At 54.5% G+C, this 20482-nt stretch carries 18 protein-coding genes; 7 read left to right on the top strand and 11 right to left on the bottom strand.

The window, feature by feature from the left end; genetic code table 11:
• Positions 1-10 precede the first annotated feature (10 nt).
• Entirely contained in the window at positions 11-1939 is a 1929-nt protein-coding gene (locus DTHIO_RS12355; RefSeq protein WP_008870609.1) for an aconitate hydratase, read from the top strand.
• Between the two features lie 326 nt (positions 1940-2265).
• On the top strand, positions 2266-4152 hold the full coding sequence (locus tag DTHIO_RS12350; RefSeq protein WP_008870608.1) for a SurA N-terminal domain-containing protein: 1887 nt from the start codon (positions 2266-2268) through the stop codon (positions 4150-4152).
• Positions 4153-4163: 11 nt separating this feature from the next.
• On the opposite strand, the gene DTHIO_RS12345 is transcribed toward DTHIO_RS12350, so the two are convergent.
• Positions 4164-5165, bottom strand: a complete 1002-nt coding sequence (locus DTHIO_RS12345) for a hypothetical protein (RefSeq protein ID WP_008870607.1) — start codon at positions 5163-5165, stop codon at positions 4164-4166.
• Between the two features lie 17 nt (positions 5166-5182).
• Positions 5183-7348: a DUF3536 domain-containing protein gene (locus tag DTHIO_RS12340; protein WP_008870606.1), complete on the bottom strand. Its 2166-nt coding sequence runs from the start codon at positions 7346-7348 to the stop codon at positions 5183-5185.
• 316 nt (positions 7349-7664) lie between these two features.
• Here DTHIO_RS12340 and rdgC point away from each other — a divergent pair, with 316 nt between their 5' ends.
• Positions 7665-8279 carry a recombination-associated protein RdgC gene (rdgC, locus tag DTHIO_RS12335; protein WP_008870605.1) on the top strand — a complete coding sequence of 205 codons (615 nt, stop codon included), beginning with the start codon at positions 7665-7667 and terminating at the stop codon, positions 8277-8279.
• Here rdgC and DTHIO_RS22080 read toward each other — a convergent pair.
• Positions 8276-8536: a hypothetical protein gene (locus tag DTHIO_RS22080; RefSeq protein WP_208596440.1), complete on the bottom strand. Its 261-nt coding sequence runs from the start codon at positions 8534-8536 to the stop codon at positions 8276-8278. The two genes, rdgC and DTHIO_RS22080, sit on opposite strands and share 4 nt — an antisense overlap.
• Here DTHIO_RS22080 and DTHIO_RS12330 point away from each other — a divergent pair.
• Positions 8423-8869 carry a DciA family protein gene (locus tag DTHIO_RS12330; protein ID WP_008870604.1) on the top strand — a complete coding sequence of 149 codons (447 nt, stop codon included), beginning with the start codon at positions 8423-8425 and terminating at the stop codon, positions 8867-8869. The genes DTHIO_RS22080 and DTHIO_RS12330 overlap by 114 nt on opposite strands.
• Before the next feature lie 26 nt (positions 8870-8895).
• Positions 8896-9237 carry a hypothetical protein gene (locus DTHIO_RS12325; RefSeq protein WP_008870603.1) on the top strand — a complete coding sequence of 114 codons (342 nt, stop codon included), beginning with the start codon at positions 8896-8898 and terminating at the stop codon, positions 9235-9237.
• Between the two features lie 40 nt (positions 9238-9277).
• Here the strand turns inward: DTHIO_RS12325 and DTHIO_RS12320 are convergent, their stop codons facing one another.
• Positions 9278-10510 carry an HDOD domain-containing protein gene (locus DTHIO_RS12320; protein WP_008870602.1) on the bottom strand — a complete coding sequence of 411 codons (1233 nt, stop codon included), beginning with the start codon at positions 10508-10510 and terminating at the stop codon, positions 9278-9280.
• Between the two features lie 168 nt (positions 10511-10678).
• On the opposite strand from DTHIO_RS12320, the gene tsaA reads away from it, so the two are divergent.
• A complete protein-coding gene (gene tsaA / locus DTHIO_RS12315; protein ID WP_008870601.1) occupies positions 10679-11695 on the top strand; it encodes a tRNA (N6-threonylcarbamoyladenosine(37)-N6)-methyltransferase TrmO in 1017 nt (338 codons plus the stop codon).
• Between the two features lie 13 nt (positions 11696-11708).
• On the opposite strand, the gene DTHIO_RS12310 is transcribed toward tsaA, so the two are convergent.
• Genes DTHIO_RS12310 through mqnB form a run of 4 tightly spaced genes read right to left on the bottom strand, consistent with a single transcriptional unit; the run spans position 11709 to position 17292 of the window.
• The gene (locus DTHIO_RS12310) at positions 11709-14693 is read right to left on the bottom strand and encodes a phosphoribosylformylglycinamidine synthase subunit PurS (RefSeq protein ID WP_008870600.1); all 2985 of its coding nucleotides are present in this window, start codon (positions 14691-14693) and stop codon (positions 11709-11711) included.
• Positions 14694-14707: 14 nt separating this feature from the next.
• The gene (locus tag DTHIO_RS12305; protein ID WP_008870599.1) at positions 14708-15676 is read right to left on the bottom strand and encodes a polyprenyl synthetase family protein; all 969 of its coding nucleotides are present in this window, start codon (positions 15674-15676) and stop codon (positions 14708-14710) included.
• Positions 15673-16575 carry a 1,4-dihydroxy-6-naphtoate synthase gene (locus DTHIO_RS12300; RefSeq protein ID WP_008870598.1) on the bottom strand — a complete coding sequence of 301 codons (903 nt, stop codon included), beginning with the start codon at positions 16573-16575 and terminating at the stop codon, positions 15673-15675. Before DTHIO_RS12300 ends, DTHIO_RS12305 begins: the two co-directional genes overlap by 4 nt.
• 6 nt (positions 16576-16581) lie before the next feature.
• On the bottom strand, positions 16582-17292 hold the full coding sequence (gene mqnB, locus DTHIO_RS12295) for a futalosine hydrolase (RefSeq protein ID WP_008870597.1): 711 nt from the start codon (positions 17290-17292) through the stop codon (positions 16582-16584).
• 135 nt (positions 17293-17427) lie between these two features.
• Between mqnB and DTHIO_RS12290 the strand changes: the two genes are divergently transcribed.
• On the top strand, positions 17428-17628 hold the full coding sequence (locus tag DTHIO_RS12290) for a DUF2065 domain-containing protein (protein ID WP_008870596.1): 201 nt from the start codon (positions 17428-17430) through the stop codon (positions 17626-17628).
• Between the two features lie 40 nt (positions 17629-17668).
• On the opposite strand, the gene DTHIO_RS12285 is transcribed toward DTHIO_RS12290, so the two are convergent.
• The 3 genes from DTHIO_RS12285 to DTHIO_RS12275 form a co-directional block, all read right to left on the bottom strand.
• Positions 17669-18376: a ubiquinone/menaquinone biosynthesis methyltransferase gene (locus tag DTHIO_RS12285; protein ID WP_008870595.1), complete on the bottom strand. Its 708-nt coding sequence runs from the start codon at positions 18374-18376 to the stop codon at positions 17669-17671.
• Positions 18373-18558, bottom strand: coding sequence for a hypothetical protein (locus DTHIO_RS12280; RefSeq protein WP_008870594.1), 186 nt, complete (start codon positions 18556-18558; stop codon positions 18373-18375). Before DTHIO_RS12280 ends, DTHIO_RS12285 begins: the two co-directional genes overlap by 4 nt.
• 139 nt (positions 18559-18697) lie before the next feature.
• Positions 18698-20431, bottom strand: a complete 1734-nt coding sequence (locus DTHIO_RS12275; protein WP_008870593.1) for a coiled-coil domain-containing protein — start codon at positions 20429-20431, stop codon at positions 18698-18700.
• Positions 20432-20482 lie beyond the last annotated feature (51 nt).

Below are 20482 nucleotides of genomic sequence, written 5' to 3'. Positions count from 1 at the left end.
AGGAATAAACGTGCACAAGAATCTTACCCGGAAAATTATTGAAGAGCATCTGGTGGCCGGAAGCCTGACACCGGGAGAAGAAATCCAGATTAAAATCGATCAGACACTTACCCAGGACGCTACAGGCACCATGGCTTACCTGCAGTGGGAAGCGCTGGACCTGCCCAGGGTAAAGACCGAGCTTTCAGTAAGCTACGTGGATCACAATACCCTGCAGATGGGTTTTAAAAATCCTGATGACCACAGATACCTGCGTACTGTGGCCGCCAGGTACGGAATTGTGTTTTCCCCTCCAGGCACTGGAATATGCCATCAACTGCATCTGGAGAATTTTGCCGTGCCCGGCAAGACCCTCATCGGATCGGACAGTCATACTCCCACAGCTGGAGGAGTGGGCTCCCTGGCCATGGGTGCGGGAGGGCTTTCGGTCGCTCTGGCCATGGCGGGAGAGCCCTACAGCCTTTATATGCCCAGAGTGGTCAAGGTGTACCTGGAAGGAAAGCTGACAGGTCATGCAGGAGCCAAGGATATCATTTTGCATATCCTGCAGAGACTGAGCGTCAAGGGAGGAACAGGCAGGGTCCTGGAGTATACAGGTCCTGGAGTTGCAGACCTTTCCGTGCCTGAGCGGGCCACCATTACCAATATGGGGGCGGAGCTCGGCGCGACCACCTCGATTTTTCCTGCAGACGAGACAGCCAGGCGGTTTCTGCGCAGCATGCAGCGTGAAGGGGATTTTTCCGAACTTGGTCCCGACCCGGAGGCATCATACGACCAGGAGCTTTTCGTGGACCTTTCCAGTATAGAGCCCATGGCGGCCAGGCCGCATATGCCGGATCTGGGCACTACTGTCAGGGAGCTGGAAGGCAGGAAGGTGGACCAGGTGGCCATAGGGTCCTGTACCAATTCCTCGTATGCGGATCTGAAGATTACAGCAAAAATACTTGCAGGCCGCAAGGTGTCCGAAGATACGGAACTGCTTATATCTCCGGGCTCCAAGCAGGTACTTAAAATGCTGGCTGCTGAAGGCCTGCTGGAACCACTGCTGGACTCCGGGGCCAGAATACTGGAATGCGCCTGCGGGCCATGCATCGGGATGGGCGGATCACCTGTTTCCGGCGGGGTCAGCGCTCGCACCTTCAACCGTAATTTCGAGGGCAGAAGCGGAACCCAGGATGCCGGAGTTTACCTGGTAAGCCCGGTGACAGCGGCCCATACAGCCCTGGAGGGCGCATTCACCTCCCCGGAGAAATGGGGGGAGCCGCAGCCGCGGCCGAGCCTGCCGGACAACGTGCCTTCCATCAGGGATCAGTTTATCTTCCCTGAAGACGCTGATTCACGGGAGATATACCGCGGGCCCAACATTGTCCCCCTGCCGCAGTTCGAGCCTTTGCCCCAGAACCTGGACCTGCCGGTACTCATCAAGTGCGGGGACAATATCTCCACGGACCATATCCTGCCCGGAGGGGCTCAGGTTACGGCCCTCAGGTCCAACATCCCGGCCATAAGCGAGTACATTTTTTCGCGTCTGGACGAAGATTTCGTGCCCCGGGCAATGCAGGCCGGACAGGGACTTATCCTGGGCGGGGAGAATTATGGGCAGGGTTCCAGCCGGGAACACGCGGCCCTGGCTCCAAGATATCTGGGGGTAAGGGTGGTGCTGGTGAAATCCTTTGCCCGCATCCATAGAGCAAACCTGATCAATTTCGGAATACTGCCGCTTATACTGACCAACCCACAGGATTACGACAGGCTGGAACAGGACCAGGCAATCAGGGTGAATACCACGGATCTTGTCCCCGGGGGGGAATGTTTTCTGGAAGCCGGCGCTGGAGACAAAATAAAGGCCGTAAACGATTTGACCCCGGCAGAGTTGGAGATTATAAAATATGGAGGCCTTTTGAATCTGGTGCGCGAGAGGAAAAAGGGTAAGGCCTGATTTCATGTGCGTTTATGTCTGCTGTGAAAGTTCCTGAAGTCCAGTCATAAAAAACAAGAAAATTTGAACCGCAAAGTCGCTAAGTACGCAAAGTTAAAGACGCGAAGCAGGTGTATTGTCCAAAACTGGGACACGGTTTTGGACAAGGCTGCCTTTTCATTTGCCGTACACCCGGCAAATGAAAAAAATCTTCCTGCCTTCCTTTGCGACCTTTGCGTCTTGAGTGAGTCTTCGAACGGGCGGTTAAGGTTCCTTTATTTCTTGGGTTGCGGGCATGGCCCACTTTAGTCTTAATTTAATTACATCAAATATAAGGGAGTAATGATATGCTGGATATAATGCGCCGCAATGCACAGTCATGGATTGTCAAGGTGCTGTTTGGCGTCATCGTGATAGTTTTTGTTTTCTGGGGAGTGGGCAGCTTCACCGAAGATGATCGCGAAACTCTGGCCGTGATCAATGGCGAGCCCATATCCATACAGGAATTCGCCAGGGCCTATGAAAGTACGGCTCATTCCATGCGGGAGCAGAATCCGGGGCTCAGCCGGGAGGACATGCGCTCCATGCAGCTCAGGGAACAGGTATTTAATCAGATGGTGAACTCCAAGCTGCTGGTCCAGAAGGCCAGCCAGCTGGGGCTGTCTGTCAGCCGGGAGCAACTGCAGCAGGAGATCACCAGTCTGCCGGCTTTTTTCGACGAGGAAAACAGGTTTGATCCCCAGCGCTATGAGCAGGTGCTTCGTTCCCACAGGCTGACGCCTTCACAGTTTGAGCGGGATTTCAGGCACAACCTGCTCATGGAAAAAATGGAAGAATATGTGTCTTTGCCTGCAAAACCCAATGAGCATGAAGTTCAGGAATTTTTCAATTATGTACGGTCCCAGGCAAAGATAGATTACAAGCTTTTCGAAGCAGACGAGTTCCACGACAAGGTAAGCATTACAGAGGAACAGATCAAAGAGTATTACCAGGACAACCAGGACAGGTTCATGGAACCGGAAAAAATCCGGATAGCCCACCTGGAGCTATCCCCTGACGCCCTGGCCGGGGCTCAAAGGGTTTCTAGCGAAGAAGTCGAGGCTTATTTCCAGAGTCATCAAAGTGAGTTTGAGCAGCCAGAAGAGGTTAAGGCCAGACATATACTCGTGGAGGTCGAAGAAGATGCACCAGAGTTGGAACAGGAGCAGGCCCGGGAAAGGATTGAACAGATCCTGGCAGAGCTTGAGATGGGCCAAAGTTTTGAAGAACTGGCCAGGGAACATTCCCAGTGCCCCAGTGCTGCTGAAGGAGGAGACCTGGGCAGATTCGGCCGCGGCGAGATGGTTGAGCCCTTTGAAGAAGCCGCTTTTGATCTGACCCCCGGAGAAGTCAGTTCCCCTGTACAGACCAGGTTCGGCTGGCATCTTATCAAGGTGGAAGAATACGTGGAAGCTGCAAGCCCGGATCTTGAGGAAGTAGAGGACGAGATCCGCAGAAAGATCGGCAGGGAAAAGGCCGCGGACCAGATAGGGGACTATGCAGACGATGTCCTGGAGATCGTGGTGGCCGGAGGCAGCCTGAAAGAAGCCGCCGACAGCCTGGGGCTGGAACTGAAGGAAACTGACTATTTTTCCAGGGAGCAGGGCCCTGAGGAGCTGGAACTGCCCGGGGAAGCCCTGGACAGGCTCTTTAATCTCATGGAAGGCGAGGTCACAGAATCTCCCATTATGCTGGACAATGGATATCTTTATGCCGAGAAAACCGGGGTGAGGGAAGCCAGGAGCCTGGAACTTGAAAAGGTGGAAGACGAGATAGTTGAGGAACTTACCCGGCAGAAGTCGATGGAGATGGCTGAGAAAGCAGCCGGAGACAAACTGGACAAAATACTGGACGAGGCAGTAGAGCCGGAAGAACTGGATCTGGTCACCAGCGAGCCTTTTGACAGGCAGGGTTTTATTCCTGGCCTGGGCATGAATCCGCAACTTGCGGAGCAGGCCTTTGTTCAGGACACGGGAAGCTGGTTGCCAGAGGTCAAGTCAACTGATGCAGGCTACATCGTGGCCCGGGTAAACGAGCATATAGAGCCGGACATGGAGCAGTTTGAACAGGAAAAGGATCAGTGGATGCAGTCATACGCCCAGATGCAGAGGCAGCAGGTCTTTAATTCATATATCACCATGCTGCGCTCCAGGGCGGATATAAACATGGTCCGCCCTGAGGTGCTGGACAACTGATCAACTGAGCGTCAACGGGAAAGGATGCCCTTGTCCCGGAAATACTGCATGGCTTCTTGGGCCCCGGTGAGAACCTTTTTCTCATCGGGGCCTTTTTGTACTATGGTTATCGGTACTCCCCTGAAACCCTGGACTTGGAAATAGAACCTGGCCTGGAGGATGAGTTCCTGCAGGTGGCCGGGTATTTCCACGTCCGGGGTCCCTGGGTACTGTTCCATGAGCAGGATTTCATAGAAGGGGTTTTTATCCGAGAGATCCATTTTTTTCAGGGCCGCTATTTTTTTCAGGTCGTCAGGTTCTGTATCCAGGGGGATGAAGTTCCAGGTGTAATCCAGCGGTTCTGAGCCCTCCTGGGCCAGATGCAGCATGATTTCGGTGCAGAGGGGACAGTGCATGCTGAAAAAGAAGTGAAACCTGGGCCAGTCTTGAGCCCCGGTATGGGACCACTGGATTACCGCTGTATTTTCCAGGTCCGGCCTGTCTGTTGCAGTGGTTGCAGGGGGCTGCAGGATACTCCCGGCTGCACCGCCGGCAATCCATACGCAAAGGCCCAGAAGGAACAAAAAGGCCTTTTTGCGCACCAGGGCGAAAAGGGCCAGGATGAGAAACAGGGAACAGGCCACTATTATGCACAGCAGGCAGGGTTCCTGAATCACCAGGAACTGAAAACCCATGAGGCTTCCGTCAAAGGACAAGGCGCCCATGAGCATTACTGTCGCCAGACCCCAAAGCCAGGCCCGGTTGTAACGCCGGGCAAAGAAGTACGCCAGCCAGAGAACCAGCAAAAAGACAAATCCCAGGAGGACCAGGTTCTCTTCACCGATGCGCACGTATTCTCCCACTATAAGACAACCTTCGGTGGGGCAGATGCTTACACCCATGGTCCGGCGTACAATCAGGTCCAGGCCAAGGCCCAGGGCGGCAAGAAGAAGTGCTGCATGCAGCAGGGGGGCGCTCCAGGCTGAACTTTCCGGGCTTACTGCTTCAGTGCTCTGCTGTTTTTTCTTTTTCATTTATGCACCTGTTCTAATCAGCTCCTGAAATCAAACAGTTTCAGGGTGTTTTTTCCCCATGATTCCAGACCCTTTTCCCATATCCTGTTCTGCAGATGGTAGATGTCCGGGTGTATACCGATCTTTCTGCTTCTTTGAATCATCTCGCCGGCCCTTTCCCACATCTGCAGTTTTTCAGAACAGAGCCTTTCCAGTTCCTTTTCCAGCATGGATTTGAGTAAAAAAGCAAGGTAAGGGTTGTTCTGCAGCACTTCCTGCCAGAATGCGGACCAGTCATCCGGGTCTTCTGTGGAAAAGAGATAATGCATAAGCATGCCCAGGGACAAAATGCCCCTTCCGGCAATGGGCTCTTTCTGGCCGGTTTCGAAAAAGCTTTCCCTGTGTCTGCCGAGAATGGAAGCAGCCTGTATCATGTCTGACAAAACCTTTTGTTCATGTTGCCTGTCCAGTTTCAAAAGCATCAGGTCCCGCAGTTTTTTATCCAGGTCCCTGATGCCAAGGCTCTTTCCTTCCCCGGTCTGCACCCTGCAGTCCAGGGACGCCTCCTGGTCCAGGGCAAATTTCTCCTGGCCCTGTTCCTGCAGGCAGGTCCAGCTGTAATCCAGCTGCAGGATGTTTTTTTCTTTGCGTGTGCTGAACTCAAGGCCGGGAAAGGAAAAAGATGACTCCCGGTCCTGCATGCATGCTCCCATGACAGCCATGTGGGCCGGCCTGACTCTTCTGGGCAGAACCTTTTCCTTCCAGATCGTTACTCCGTCGCCTATGGCGGGATCGTTGGATCTGGCCTCTTCCAGTACTTCCAGGACAAGGGGTTCCACGTCGGGGCCTTGCAGGTCCTTGAGCATTTCCAGGGCTCTTGAACCGTAGCTGAGGGCGTTCAAGGGCTCGATGCGTCCCAGGTCGTCAAAAAACCAGGCGCAACTGGCAAAGGATGCCAGGCTCATGCGCTGCATTTCAAGAAACTTAAGGGCTACAGCCCTCTGGTTCCGGTCCAGATCACGGGCCTGGTGTCTGCGCAGAAACTCGTCACGCTCTACTTTGCCGCTCAGGCAGTTGCCGTAATCAAGCATTGCCTGGCGCGGATCACTGAAAAGCTCTCCTGCATAATGCCGGTAATGTTCATCAACATAATAGCGGATTACGTTCAGGGATCTGCGAAGGGGCCTTCTCCACAACTGGTTCCAGCCGGGGTGGTCACCGCTGCTGCACCCGCAGTCGTCCTGCCATCTTTCTATTCCGTGTACGCAGCTCCAGGATGATTTTTCGTGAATCCTGACCTCCTGCTGCGGTGGGTGTTTATCCAGGCAGGATGAGAAATTGGTCAGGGAGAGGGGGCTGTCTTCCTGCAGAGCCCTGTTCAATACCCAGGCCAGGGCCATTTCACCGAACTTGAAGTGGTGCCCGTACGACTCCCCGTCTGTGGCCAGGCTTAGAAGCTTCTGGTCGTGGTTGGCCAGGATTCGCTGCCAGAAGCCTTCCCCGTCGGAAAGAAGATTTTCAAAGGCTACGGCCTGAGAAACAGGTCCGTCGTAAAAGAATACCGAGACTTCCCGACCTGAGGGCAATTTTACCAGATATGGCCTGTCCTTGGGCAGGGTGCCTTCGTCGACCTCGTGCCAGTTGCCCCGGGAATCGGATATGGCTTTGGCCTGCCTGGGGGCCAGCACGGTAAACCTGATGTCTGCCCTGGCCAGGGCCTCCAGGTCCGGGGTGGAGACAGCGGTTTCAGAGAGCCAGAAACCTTCAGGCCTGCGGCCGAAGCGTTGCTGGAAATCCTGGATGGACCACTGTATCTCCACTTCCCGGTCCTCGTCTGTGGTCAGGGGCATGATGATGTGATGGTATATCTGGGCCATGGCGTTGCCGCGACCGAAGCGCTCGATGCTTTTGCGGTCTCCCTCCAGCACCTTGTGATAGGTGGAGGGACTGTGCCTGGCCATCCAGCGCAGGATGGTGGGGCCGAAATTGAAGTTTATGAATTCATAACAATTGACAATACGCTCGATGCGGCCGTGTTCATCCAGGATACGCGCGGCACCCAGGGGGTCATAGCTTTCCCTGTTGATGCGCTGGTTCCAGTCCGGGAACGGGGCGGCGCTGGCCTCGGGAAGGACTTCTTCCAGCCAGGGGTCAAAACGCGGGGGTTGATAGAAATGTCCGTGAATACAGAGATATTGAGGCATTATTAATTCCTTGGTATAATTTTTAAAGTTAAGGGTTGTCAGTCAATTGTTTATAGTTGAAGAAAACAGGTCAATGATTATCAAGTATATGTTTTTTGGTGGCTGCAGGCAGTTGAGATTGTGTACAAATAAAATAAATACAGATAGTTGCACATAAAATTTTAATTGTCCAGGAGTAAGGTTGAATGATGGTCCATGGTTTCACTTCTGCCCGGTGCAGCGCTTCAAAAATAATTTGCCTTGAAGGTCGAGTCAGGGCAGTATAGGTTTCTTGCATACAGGCATAAGGCACAGTATAAAATAAGGAGCGTCTTAATTGGGTATACTCAGTTCCAGCGTCAGTCTGACCAGGTACCGCATCGTGGAGAATGTCCCGGATGAACTTGTAAGTGAAGTCCCCCAGCGGCTCAAGAGCAATGCTTTCAGGGAGATTGACCAGACCAGCGACGAAAGGAGCTTCGGCTGGGTGTGTTTTGACGACCTCCTGGACAACCAGTGGCACACTGCAAGCCCGCACAAGGGACATTATCTGGCATTCGCACTGCGTCTTGACACTCGCCGCATTCCGCCTGCGGTTATGAAAAAGTATCTCCGCCTGGCCCTGGAAGAGGCCCGCCGGGAGCAGGAGTCCAGGGGCAGGAAGATTGTCACCCGGGACCATAAAGCGGAAATCAAAGACAGAGTGAAACAGACCCTTATGGGCAAAACCCTCCCAGTACCGGCGGTTTTCGACGTGGTCTGGGATGTTTCCAGCCACCTGGTTTACCTGGGATCTGTATCGCCCAAGGTCAGACAGCTTTTTGAAGATCAGTTCACCCAGAGCTTTGATCTGAGCCTCGAGCCCCAGACCCCGTATTTTCTGGCTGCAAGCCTTGTAAAAGAACATGAGAAAAAAATGCTGGATGAAGTTGAGGCTTCCATTATGGCTTAAGGCCAGATTTTTATTTTGCTGAGCGTCTTCATACATTGGCTAAATGGGGCTGTAAACAGAAAAATCAGGGCCGGATTCCGCATCAGAAAGGCTTCCGGATTCTCCTGTTGCCTTAGTGGGTTCAAAGTTTTAAGGTGAAGTTTATGGAGCCTGTAAACAGTTTGCTTGATAGGTTTTTCCAGCGCAATGACCCGGAAGGCAGGCATTACCTTTTCACCAGAATCTGTGAAAACTGGCGCCGGATTGTTGGCGGGCAATTCGCTGATATGGCCAGTCCCGTTGGCAGGAAAAAGCACACATTGATCCTTGGGGCCCGGGATTCCATAATCATCCAGGAACTTACCTTTCAACAGGAAGAATTGCTTAAAAGAATAAATGATTTCTGCGGGGTGGTTCTTTTTGACAACCTGCGTATAGAACTGTTAATGGGCAGAACCCCGCTGGATATTCCCTTAGTGCAGAATACCAGCCAAAAACTTGAGCCCCGGCGTCCCGAGCAGCTGGGAGGTTTGCTGCATGCTTTTCCGGAGGGATCATCCATCGCCAGATGTTATGCCAAGTATGTAGAATATTTTAATAAAAAAACCTGAAACCAATAATTTTCAAGGAGGTCGCTGTGAGCGAGGAAATCAACCTGGAACTGAAAAAACCCTTGGACAAAATGACAGCCAAAGAGCTCCGCCAGCTCTGCATTGACAAGATTCCCCAGATAAGCGGGGCTTCCGGGATGAGTAAAGAGGAACTTCTGTCTTCCATCAAGGAAGTGCTGGGAATGAGCCAGGAAGAAGGCGGCAAGTCCGGGGCCTACAAGGATCAGATCAAAAGCCTCAAGGCCAGAATGAAGGAACTGCAGGAGCAGAGGCTGAATCTGCCCAAGAGCAGACGCAGGGAGCGTGATGTGCTGCGGAAAAAGATCCACGATCTGAGAAAGAATACCCGCAGGCTGTCTGCTGTATAGTCAATGTACAGTTGCCACTAACCAGGGGCGGCTTTTAGTATCAGCCCCGCCCCTTTGCAAAAAATATATCCACAATATTTTCAAATTCTTCTTCTGCGCCGGAGATTATGTTCTCCAGCTTTTCAGGGGTAAGTCCTGCTGTTTTGCAGGCCGAAGGACTGAGCGGCGGAGCAATGAGGGACCCCTTCTGGGAAAAGGCCATGGCTATGGCCAGAAAATCTGCAAGATGAACCATGGCGGTCATGGGTGAGCCCAGGCAGTCCTCCCTGTGGTGTCCCCCCAGGGGATGGGCAAGGTACTGGGGAAGCTTCCATGATTTGACCAGCGCTGCACCTATCAGGCCATGGTCAAATCCCAGAAAATCACGTTCCGCCTCCACCAGAGGCAGGAGGTTGGACTGGGCGTAGATTATGGCCTCGGTGGAAATGGCCGGCAGTCTCCTGAACATTACCAGCCGGCCTATATCGTGCAGCAGTCCGGCCACGAACAGCCTTTCCCCGGATATTTCCGGGAAATCCCTGCCTAAGTGTCTGGACAGCACACCCACAGCCACGGAATGGGTCCAGAAGGAGCGCATGTCCACCAGTTCGCCGGGAATATCCTTGAAGGCGCTGATGGCCGAGATGCCCAGGGCCAGAGTGGAGAGTTCGTTTACTCCCACCAGGGCCACTGCCCGGGTTATGGAATCCACCCTGCTCGTGAGGCCGTAAAAGGGACTGTTGACAATCCTCAAAAGCTTGGCGCTGAGGCTCGGGTCCTTGCTGATGATGCCGGCCAGGTATTCGGCGGTACTGTGGGGGGAGTTGATGGCCCGGTGAATCTTGAAGTAGATATCCGGGAAGGAGGACAGCTCCACGTCGTGGTTGACAAGGTCTTTTAAGCTGAATTCTCCTGCATAGAAACTGTCCAGGAGGTTGCCGTCGTTTACCGGGAGGTTGGGTTCTTTTCTGGGGATGGTCCAGCCCTGTTGACATTTTAAGGCCAGCCTTTTTACGGCATGTTCGTAAACAGCCCGGGTTACGGGTTCCTCGATATCGTTGCAGGCATAGAAAGGAGTCAGATAGCTTTCTATGGCGTTAATGAGGTCCTGGTCGAGTGCCGCAGGTTCTCCTTCCTGGTTCTGGACGTGCACCCTGGCTATACCCCATTTGTGCAGGAATGCTATATGTTCCCGGGTCAGGGTCATGCCTCCGGGCAGAAGCAGGCGTCCATTGGGGGTAACAACGCTGCTCTCCAGGACCTGCCCGGGATTCAACTCTGTAACATCCACCATGCCCACGATTTGCACCGATCCTGAGTTTAAAGGCTGCGGCCGGGTAGCTGGGAGCTGCTGCGTCCCGGCTGCCTGCCTGATGGGTTGTAAAACAATTAAACGCCCGCGACAGAATTATATATTGCCACCAGATTGTCTGATAGGCAAGGGTAAACAGGGGGTGACTCCATGCATTTTAAAAGCATAGGCCTGGCAAGGACCAACTATCTGGATCCGGAGGATTGTCCCAGGCAGGGACGCGGGGATATGCCTGCCTGCACCATTGAGCTTGATCCCGAATATGCTCCCGGACTGCACCGCCTGAGACAGGGACAGGAGGTGGTTGTTCTGACCTGGATGCACCTGGCCCGCAGGGACGTATACCGGTTGCGCCCCAGAAATGACCCGGCCAGGCCCCTGCACGGGGTTTTCTGCACCAGGTCCCCGCATCGTCCCAATCCCATAGGTCTGCACCAGGTAAAAATACTTAAGATTCACGACTGCCGCATAGTGGTGCATCCCCTGGAAGTGGTGGATAAGACCCCTGTAGTGGACATAAAGCCGGTGCTGGGAGAGAGATCCCCGGAAAGTGGAGTGGAACAATACTTTTCTCCGGAAGATATCCAGTCCCTGGTGCTTGCCGGCCGGCGAGGCTGGGAGCGCGGGCTTTTCAGCGGCTGTAACGGCAATCTGAGCCTCAGGCGAGGGGGGCTTGTTCTTATTACCCGTTCGGGATGCCCCAAGTCCTGCCTGGAGACAGTGGACCTGAGCGTAATGGACCTGGAGAGCGGCAGTACCCTTGCAGGCGGGCCTGCGTCCATTGAAAGCGGTATGCACCTGCAGATTTACAAGCGCCAGGAAAAGGCCGGGGCAGTGGCCCATACCCACCCGTTGAGTCTTCTGGCTTTAAGCCGGGCTGGGGAAGGCGTTCTTTTCAAAAAAAAGGACCTGTTCGAGGCCAGGGCGGCCCTGAAAGGCCTTGGCCGGGTAGAGGCAATGGATCCCGGCAGCAGGGACCTGGCCAGGGCTGTAGGGGACAAGGCCAGGGAATATGACAGCATATTCATGGACGGGCACGGGCTGACCTGTCTGGCCGGTGATATTGCCGGGGCCATGAACAGAAGCGAAGAGCTGGAGTCCCTGGCCGGGCTGGAGGTCACGACCAGACTTCTTGAAAGTCAGGCGCTCAGCCTGCAGTCATCCTGAAATTATTTACTGGCTACCAGTCCAGGGTCTTCTGCCAGGCCCGGGCCATACGGCTTACGTCCAGCCTGCAAAGTGTCCTGTCCTGCATGTTTATCTCCAGTTCAGATCCCCCGGTGGTGCAGCCTATGCGGGCCAGGAACTGGCCCTTGAACATATCCTGCAGCTCCTGCCTGTTCTGGATGGGGGCGGTGACAATAAAACGACCTGCGGATTCGCTGTAAAGGATTTTCCACCAGGGCAGATCCCTGGGTCTGGCCGGCACCAGGGAGATATCCACGCTGGCCCCGATACGCCCGCCTATGGCCATTTCCGCCAGGGCCACTCCCAGGCCGCCGTCTGAAAGGTCGTGGCAGGCGCTTACCAGGCGCTTTGATGCCGCCTGGTGAAAGGTATGGTAGCGCAGGCGGCTGGACAGCATGTCCACCTGAGGGACCTGGCCGCCCTGCATGTCCAGCTGGTAACTCAGTTCGCTTCCTCCCAGTTCGTCGCGTGTCAGTCCAAGCACATAGATATCCTGGTCCGGGGACTTGAAATCGCTGCTCAGGCACAGGTTTATATCCTGAATAACGCTTATCACCGAGAAGAGTACCGTGGGCGGGATGGATATTTTCAGATCCTGGTCCATATAGTCGTTTTTCATGGAATCCTTGCCCGAAATGCAGGGCACCCCGTACCCGCGGCAGAAATGGGCCAGGGCCTGGTTGGCCCGCACCAGCTGGGCCAGCTTGTAGTGTCCGTCCGGGGTCTTTGGGGACTGTACCGGGTCGCACCAGCAGAAGTTGTCCACGCCGGCCATATGCCTCATGTCTCCACCTGTGGCCACGTTGTTGCGCACGGCCTCGTCAATGGCATTGGCCATCATCCAGTAGGTGTCCAGATCGCTGTATTTGGGACAGATCCCGTTGGAGATCACCAGACCCTTTTCACTGGAAAGGACCGGGCGGATCACCGCAGCGTCCCCGGGGCCGTCACGGTTTACCCCCACTAAGGGCTTGATGACGCTGCCGCCCTGGACCTCGTGGTCGTACTGGCGGATAATGTATTCTCTGGAGCAGATATTGAGCCGGGAGAGCATGTCCAGCAAAAGATCCCCGGCCCGGGACTCATCCAGGTCTGCAGAGATATGACAGGGCAGGTCGGGGCGGTTCCACACGGCCTTGAGGTGCATACGGGAAAGGCCGTGATGCAGAAAATGCATGTCCAGGCAGCCCACCACCCGGTCCTCGTAGCGGACCATAAAACTGCCCTGGTCGTTGAAGCTGCCAAGTACCGTAGCCTCTACGTCCATTTCCCGGGCCAGGTCCATGAATTCCTGCAGCCTGTCCGGAGGTACGGCCAGGGTCATGCGCTCCTGGGCCTCGGACAGAAGTATTTCCCAGGGACGCAGTCCGTCGTATTTAAGGGGAGCCAGGCTCAGATCCAGATCGCACCCACCGGTGTCCTCGGCCATCTCCCCCACTGAAGATGAAAGCCCGCCGGCTCCGTTGTCGGTTATGGCATTATACAGGCCCAGGTCCCTGGCCCTGATGATAAAGTCGTACATCTTGCGCTGGGTGATGGGATCCCCGATCTGCACGGCGGTGGCCGGGGAGCCGGAGTGCAGCTCCTCGGAGGAAAAAGTGGCTCCATGGATGCCGTCCTTGCCGATACGCCCGCCAGTCATGACGATCAGGTCGCTGGGCATGGCCTTTTTTTCATAACCAGGCTTATGGTTGATCCTGGCCGGGATGCTGCCCACGGTGCCGCAGAAAACCAGGGGTTTGCCCAGGTATCTGGGTTCGAAGACCACCGCACCGTTGACAGTCGGGATGCCGGACTTGTTGCCCCCGTGCTCCACTCCCTCGCGCACGCCCTCCATGACCCGCCTGGGGTGCAGAAGCCGCGGGGGCAGGGGCTGGTCATAAAATGGCGAGGCAAAGCAGAATACATCGGTATTGCACAGAAGGTCCGCCCCCATGCCGGTACCCATGGGATCGCGGTTGACCCCGACTATGCCGGTCAGGGCCCCGCCGTAAGGGTCCAGGGCCGAGGGGCTGTTGTGGGTCTCCACTTTGATGCACACGTCCAGGTCCTGGTCAAAGGCTATGACCCCGGCGTTGTCCTTGAAAACAGAGCGGCAGAAGTCCTGGTCCTTTTTCTGCCTGCGTATGTCCCGGGTGCTCGAGGCTATGTACGTGTCAAACAGGCTGTTGATGGTGCTTCTGCTCCCGGTTTCAGCATTGTGATAGTCAATGCGGGCGTTGAAGATCTTGTGCTTGCAGTGCTCGGACCAGGTCTGGGCAAGACATTCCAGTTCCACATCCGTTGGATCCAGGGGCAGGCCCAGGTCCTGCCTTATGGTCCGGACCTGTTCACCCCGGTAATAATCCCTGATGGTATGCATCTCCTCCAGGCTCAGGGCCAGGACCATTTCCCGGCTGAGCTGCATCAGGTCTTCATCGCTCAAATTTTCAAGGGTGACTGCAGACACTTCATCGCTGGGAATACCGGTGACTTTTGCCTCCACCGGGGTAAAGCCCGGCCTGCTTGACCATTCCTGATGATCCTTTATTTCATAACGGTGGATGAGTTCGTTGGCCAGGAGATCTCTGGCGATCCTGGTGGCCTGTTCCCTGTCCAGGCGGGCATTTATGAGGTACTGCCTGCTGGTGTAGACCCGGATGTCGGGGCCTGGTTCTGTCAGGGCCTGCTCCAGGGCCCTGGCTGCGGTGCGGCCTTCGTTGTCTGTTACACCCGGCTTGAATCCCACCTCGATTATCCAGTCGAAGTCAGCGGCCAGGGGGTTAAAGGCCGGCTTATGCAGTACAGGGTCGGACAGGATATGCCTGTCCAGGATTTCCTGTTTCTGGGATTTTTGGACACCTGATATGGTATAGCAGGTGATCATGCGTACGCTGTCTACAGAAATTCCCAGGTGTTGGTTAATCCTGCGGGCAATCCCTTCGCCCTGTACGTCGCGTACATGTTCCAGCAGGTCCAGTTCCAGCTTGAGCGCCATATGTTCTCCTTATATTAAAACTTCCTGCTTCTGACCACTTCAACGATTTCCTGCAAAAGGTACTTCTCCGGTGCATCCGGGAAAGACTCAAGGGCCTGCCCGGCCAGCTGCAGGTATTTGCCTGCCTCTTCCCGGACCTTTGTGTCCAGGCCCATTTCCTGGATTTGACCGATGATCTGCTGCATCTCATGGTCGCAAAGGAGGTCATGGGCCATTTTGTGCAGAATTTCACCCTGCTGATCTTTCTGCAGGGTCTGCAGATAAAGTATCAGGGGTAAAGTAATCTTGCCTTCCCTGAGGTCGCCTCCCAGAGGTTTTCCCAGGAGTTCATGATCGGCTGCATAATCCAGGGCGTCGTCCACCAGTTGAAAGGCCATGCCTACATTAAATCCGAAACTGTCGGCATGGTCGAGTCTTTCCTGGTCGGCCCGGGCCAGCATGGCCCCGCAGCTGCAGGCGGCCCGGATAAGATCTGCTGTTTTGCCCTGGATAATCTCCAGGTAGGCTGTTCTGTCCGGCCTGGGGCTGCGGATCTGGGCTATTTCCTCCACCTCTCCGGTGGCAGTGCGCATAATGGCCTGGGCCACGCAGTAATTCATGGCCGGGATATCGTATCTGGCCACGATAAGGTTGGCCAGGGCCAGCAGGGCGTCCCCGGCCAGCACTGTGCGGTGCAGCCCGAAGGCCAGATGACAGGCGGTCTGTCCCCTGCGGGTGTCGGCACTGTCCAGGATATCGTCGTGGATAAGTGTCGCGGAATGCAAGAATTCCAGGGAGCAGGCCAGGGGATAGATATCCTGATCCTGATAGCCCAGGCATCTGGCTGTGAGTATGGTCAGCATGGGACGAAGCCGCTTGCCGCCTGATAACAGGATGTGTTCACCCACTTCCTTGACCAGAGGGTTCAGCTGAGCCAGTTCCTGCTCCAGGGTAGCGTTTATCCGGGGAAGTTCCCGGCTGAAGAAGTCGCTTAGTTTGCTCATTTATTTGAGTGTGTTGGGTTTAGGGGGTTTTGTCGGAGTTTGTCTGATGTGTCCGACTTGTCTGACTTGTCTGACGTGTCTGACCTGTCTGACGGGTCGGACATGGATGTCTTCAATTGCTGCAGCTTTTGCAGGGCCTCTTTGCCCGGTCGGCCCATATCCCGGCTGTACTGGTTGACATAGGCCCTGATGTGTCTGTCAATGACATCAGTGTCCATTTCCTGAGCCAGATGCGAGATCAGGGGCATCAGTTCAGGCTGTCTTTGCCGGGCCGTGTCCAGGCTGCAGCGGATCTGTTCCTCTACGCGGTCTTTCAGGGCCTGGCCCAGGTCTTTGCGCATGATGATGCAACCCAGGGGAAGGGGCAGATCTCCTGCTTCTTCCCCCCACCACGAGCCCAGGTCCAGAAGCAGCTCCAGGTGGTATTGCTGGTAGATCAGGGCAGTTTCGTGGATCAGGAGTCCTGCATCCACATGGCCCTGCTCCAGGCAATTAACGATTTGATCAAAAGGCATGGGCAGGGCCTCAAAATCATAATCCAGGGCAGCTTTAAGCAGACTGCAGGCAGTGGTCTGCAGTCCGGGTACGGCGATAACACCTGGTCTGGTTTTTAGGCCTCTGCGGGCCACGAGTTTTGGTCCATGGCTCAGGCCAAAGGCTGCACCGCTGGACAGTATAAAATACTCATCCTGCAGGTCCAGGGCCTGGCCGGCGGACACCTTGACAAGGCTGCAGTAGTTTTTCCGGGCCCACTGGTTTAAAAGGTCCACATCCCTCCAGGCAAATCTGCTCCTGCATCCCTCCAGGTCCGGAACAAGACCCAGAATCCAGGCCCCGAAAATAAAAGTATCATTGGGACAGGGAGATATGGCCACGTTCAAGGTTCTTATTTCAGGCATCCCGGTTCATCCATTTTTGAACATCTGTGCAGGCAGTCTGGCCAGGGAGCTGAAAGCATCCCTGAAATTCCAGTCCCGGCTGTTTCTGGAGCCGGCCAGGTTGGAGATGGTTCTTACTTCTGAAAAAGGAATTTTTTTGTTCCTGCAGACATAGGCCAGAGCAAAGCCCTCCATGTTTTCCATGCCGGCGTTGAAGGTCCCGGCAAGCTCCCGGGCGACTTCCAAAGTTCCGCTGACTCCGGCCACAGTGAGCGAGGCTGCCGCGGTCCAGCCTGCAGGCAACGTCTCATTAAAGACATCACCATAATTGGACATCTGCCGTGGATCAAGCTCAATCCTGTTCCAGACAGGGCTTGTATCCTGGCCGCTTAAAGGAAATCCCAGAAGTTCCGGGTCCGCCGGTCCGGGTCCGGTGCGGATTCCGTATTCAGGCCAGATCTCGGCTGAAGCCACGCAGACAGAACCTATGGGAAGCAGGTCCAGGTCATAGCTGCCGGCTATGCCTGTGTTTATGACCATGTCTGTTTGCGGATGCGCCGCCAGAAAACTCTGTAGACCCAGGGCTGCATTCAAAGGGCCTACGCCGCAGGTTAAAAGAAGCATGCGGGTGTGTTTTCTCCAGGTACAATGCCCTGTGCTGCCCTGAAAATCAAACCCGGACATGCTGCTGCAGAAGTGCTTGAGTTCCTTCAGGGTTGCGGCGGTAAAAAGAATCATGCGGTGCGTACCATCGTCAAGGCAGTTAAGACAGTTTCAGAATGCAGGCCTGCCTCCTCTACATAAATCCGGATCTGCCATTCCGCCAGGGTTGTCTGGTGGACTTTGCCGGACAAAAAGTATATGTTTTAACCCATGCAATTCGATCTGACTCTATTTTTAAGTGCCCTGGGTCTGGCTTTCATTCTGGAAAGCATCCCCTATTTTCTGTTTGCGGAAAGAATGCCCGGTATCCTGAGCACTCTGGCCCAGCAGAGTCCATCCAATCTTCGCCGCCTGGGCTTTACCGGACTTGTGCTTGGGGTGCTGGTTATTTTTCTGGGACAGAGTTTTTAGCCCTGCGCAACTTCAGCCACCAGCAAGTAACCTCGCAGGATCAGGGACCGGGTTTCTGGGCCACGTGAACGTATACTATCCCGGAGCACATGGGGTAGTAAAAAATCCTGGAAAATCCGGCCTGTTTAAGTTCCCGGGAGAGCCTGTCCTCATCCGGAAAACCGGCGATGGTTTGGGCCAGATAGGTGTAAGCCTCTCTATCCCTGGAGATAAGCCGGCCCAGCAGGGGCAGTACCCGGGACAGATAGAAATTGTACACCCCGCCCCAGATTCTTTTTTTTCCTGTGCCGAACTCCAGGATACAGAGCCTGCCGCCGGGCCTTAGTACTCTAAGGATTTCTTTGCAGGCCTGGATACGCGGTACAATGTTGCGGATTCCAAAGGCTATGCTGACGCAGTGTACGCTTGCATCAGGCAGGGGCAAATAACGGCCGTCAGCCTGGACAGGTAAAAAATCCTGCCTGTATTTCTCCAGCTTGTGCTGCCCTCTGACCAGCATGGGCCTGGTGTAATCCAGGGCAAGCACCTGGCTGCCGGGGTTATGGCGCAGGATTTCCTTAGTAACATCCATGGTGCCGGCGGCCAGGTCTGCAGCAGTGCCTTGGTCAGCCAGGCGAATGTGTCCTGCAAGCCTGCGACGCCAGTAAAAATCCTGCCCCAGGCTTAGAAAATGGTTCAGAAAGTCATACCAGGGGGCTATGCTGCTGAATAAGCCGGCTACTTTCCGGCTGTGCCGGGAATCGGTCATGAGGCGGACTCTTCCTCTTTCTGCCCGTTTTGTTCCTGTTTGCTCCTGATGGTGTCCAGAACTTCTTTATAGATGGGGGAGAAGAATTCATGAAAATTGCCCGGGGAAATACGCCCCACTTCTATGAATTTCACCACTATCTCCTTGGTTACCTGCACTGCCTGCTTTTCCGCCTGATCCATTCCTGCCTCGTTTTTTTAAAATGAGCTTAAAAAAACCGCCCGGCGGGGAAATGGTTTGACCAGTCAAAACACAAACCGGGCGGTGAAAAGGGGAAAAACCCGCAAAGCCCTCCCCCTTTTTGGTTGTTAAAAAATATGATTATTCCTGCTCCTGGTCCTCCTGGAGCATGGCCATTATTTCATCGCGGATTACCCGGGCGGCTGCTGCAGGGACCTGCTTCTGCACATGTTCCTCAAGTTCGTGCCTGAGCTGCGAGGCCAGGTGGCGCAGATCTTCTCTGCTCACGGAGTCCTGGTAGAGGGAATCGAGTTTTTCCTGCAGTTCAGGGTCCGGCTGTCTTTCCCTGTCCTTTAGTTCGCCTATGTCCTGGCTTAATTCGGTAAGTTTCTCCTGCATCCTGCCCCAGAAAGTCAGGGCGTTTTCAAGTTCTGCAGCCAGGGACTTTTTTTCATTCTGCCAGGTGGATACAAGTTCCTGGATGCGGCCTTCAACACTTTGCACCACTTCTTCTTTCAGTCCGGAGAGATCAGGCTGCTCTTGCTGCGGGTTATTAACAGCATCAAGGGCCTGATTTATTTTTTGTTCCAGTTCGTTTTTGATGGATTCGACATCCGGGGTGTCCAGGCTGCCCACCTGATCCTCAAGGTTTTTCATCCTTGAGTTTAGATCCTGCAGCTCATTTTGACGCAGGGAGTCCATCTCCTGCTGCAGCTGTTCAGTGTTTTTTTTGGCGGCGCTGTCTTCTGTATCCGGGAGTGATTCCTGGATTTTGTTTTCCAGTTCCTGATGCAGTTCCTGTTTCAGGGCTTCAAAGTCCTGTTCCGGACCTTCTTTTTGCTCTGACAGGGCGTTTTGAATCTTTTGGTCAATCTTCTGTTCCAGCTTGTCCTGCAGTTCCTGAATATCGGGCAGTTGTATTCCGGCTACCTTTTCTTCAAGCAGAGCAAGCCTGGAAAGTATGTCCTGAAGCTCGCCTTCCTTGAGTTCATCCAGTTTTTCCTGGATTTTTTCCTCGCCCTTTTCTACGGCCTGATTCACAATCCCGGGGATCATTTCCTGGATAAAGCCAAGCTGAGAGCCCTTTTCTTCCAGGGTCTGCAGGACCCGGCCTGCAAACTCTTCTTCTGCAAGATCCATCTGTGCCTGGAGCTTGTCCATACGTTCTTCCATGTTTTCCATCTGCTGGGCCAGATGTTCCACTCCGCTTGGAGCTGATTTGTCCACTTCACCTGTTTCCCGGGCAGGAGCGGCTTGGTCGGCGGGTTCATCTGCCGGGGATTCAGCTTCCGGCTTTTCTGCCGGCTCCAGGTCTTCCTCAGGTGGTTCAGCAGGGGGTGCTTCAGGTTCAGGCTCAAAGTCTGTTTCGGCCTGCTTTTCACTCTCCTGGGGCATATCCTCCTTAAGGGAAGGTTCTGGCTCTAAAGGAGGTTCATCTTCAGTTTGGGTCTTTTCTGCACTCTCCTGTTCAAAGTCCTCGTCTCCAAAAAGATCTTCCAGGTCGGGATCTTCCTGCCGGGAGCCGGTTTTGTCCGCATCTTTCTCAGAGGAACCGCCTGTTTCCTGCATCAGCTCTTCCAGAAAATCGTCGGCCTCGGACTCTTCTTCTCCGGCTTTTTCTTTTGAACCGGTTTCCTGTTCACTGTGTTCCTTGAACAGGTCCTCGAATTCCTTGTCCAGATCGCTGTCCTGGTCGTCCTGTTCATCATCAGAGCCCAGGCTGTCGAACAGGTCTTTTAAGTCGTCATCAAAATCATCGTCTGATTCCTGCTCCCTGTCTTTGGGAGGGGGGGCCATTTCAGGGTTACCCTCTTCGATGACTTCGGTCAGATCAATGATTTCTTCGTCCTGGGATTTTTTTTGCTTTTGAGCCATATGCACCGCCTTGGGCCGGCCTTTCGCCCTGCTTGTGGTGTGATGAAACGA

It is taken from the genome of Desulfonatronospira thiodismutans ASO3-1 (assembly GCF_000174435.1).
In the GTDB taxonomy this organism is placed as follows: Bacteria; Desulfobacterota; Desulfovibrionia; order Desulfovibrionales; family Desulfonatronovibrionaceae; genus Desulfonatronospira; species Desulfonatronospira thiodismutans.
This window is presented reverse-complemented; position numbering and strand designations above follow the sequence as displayed.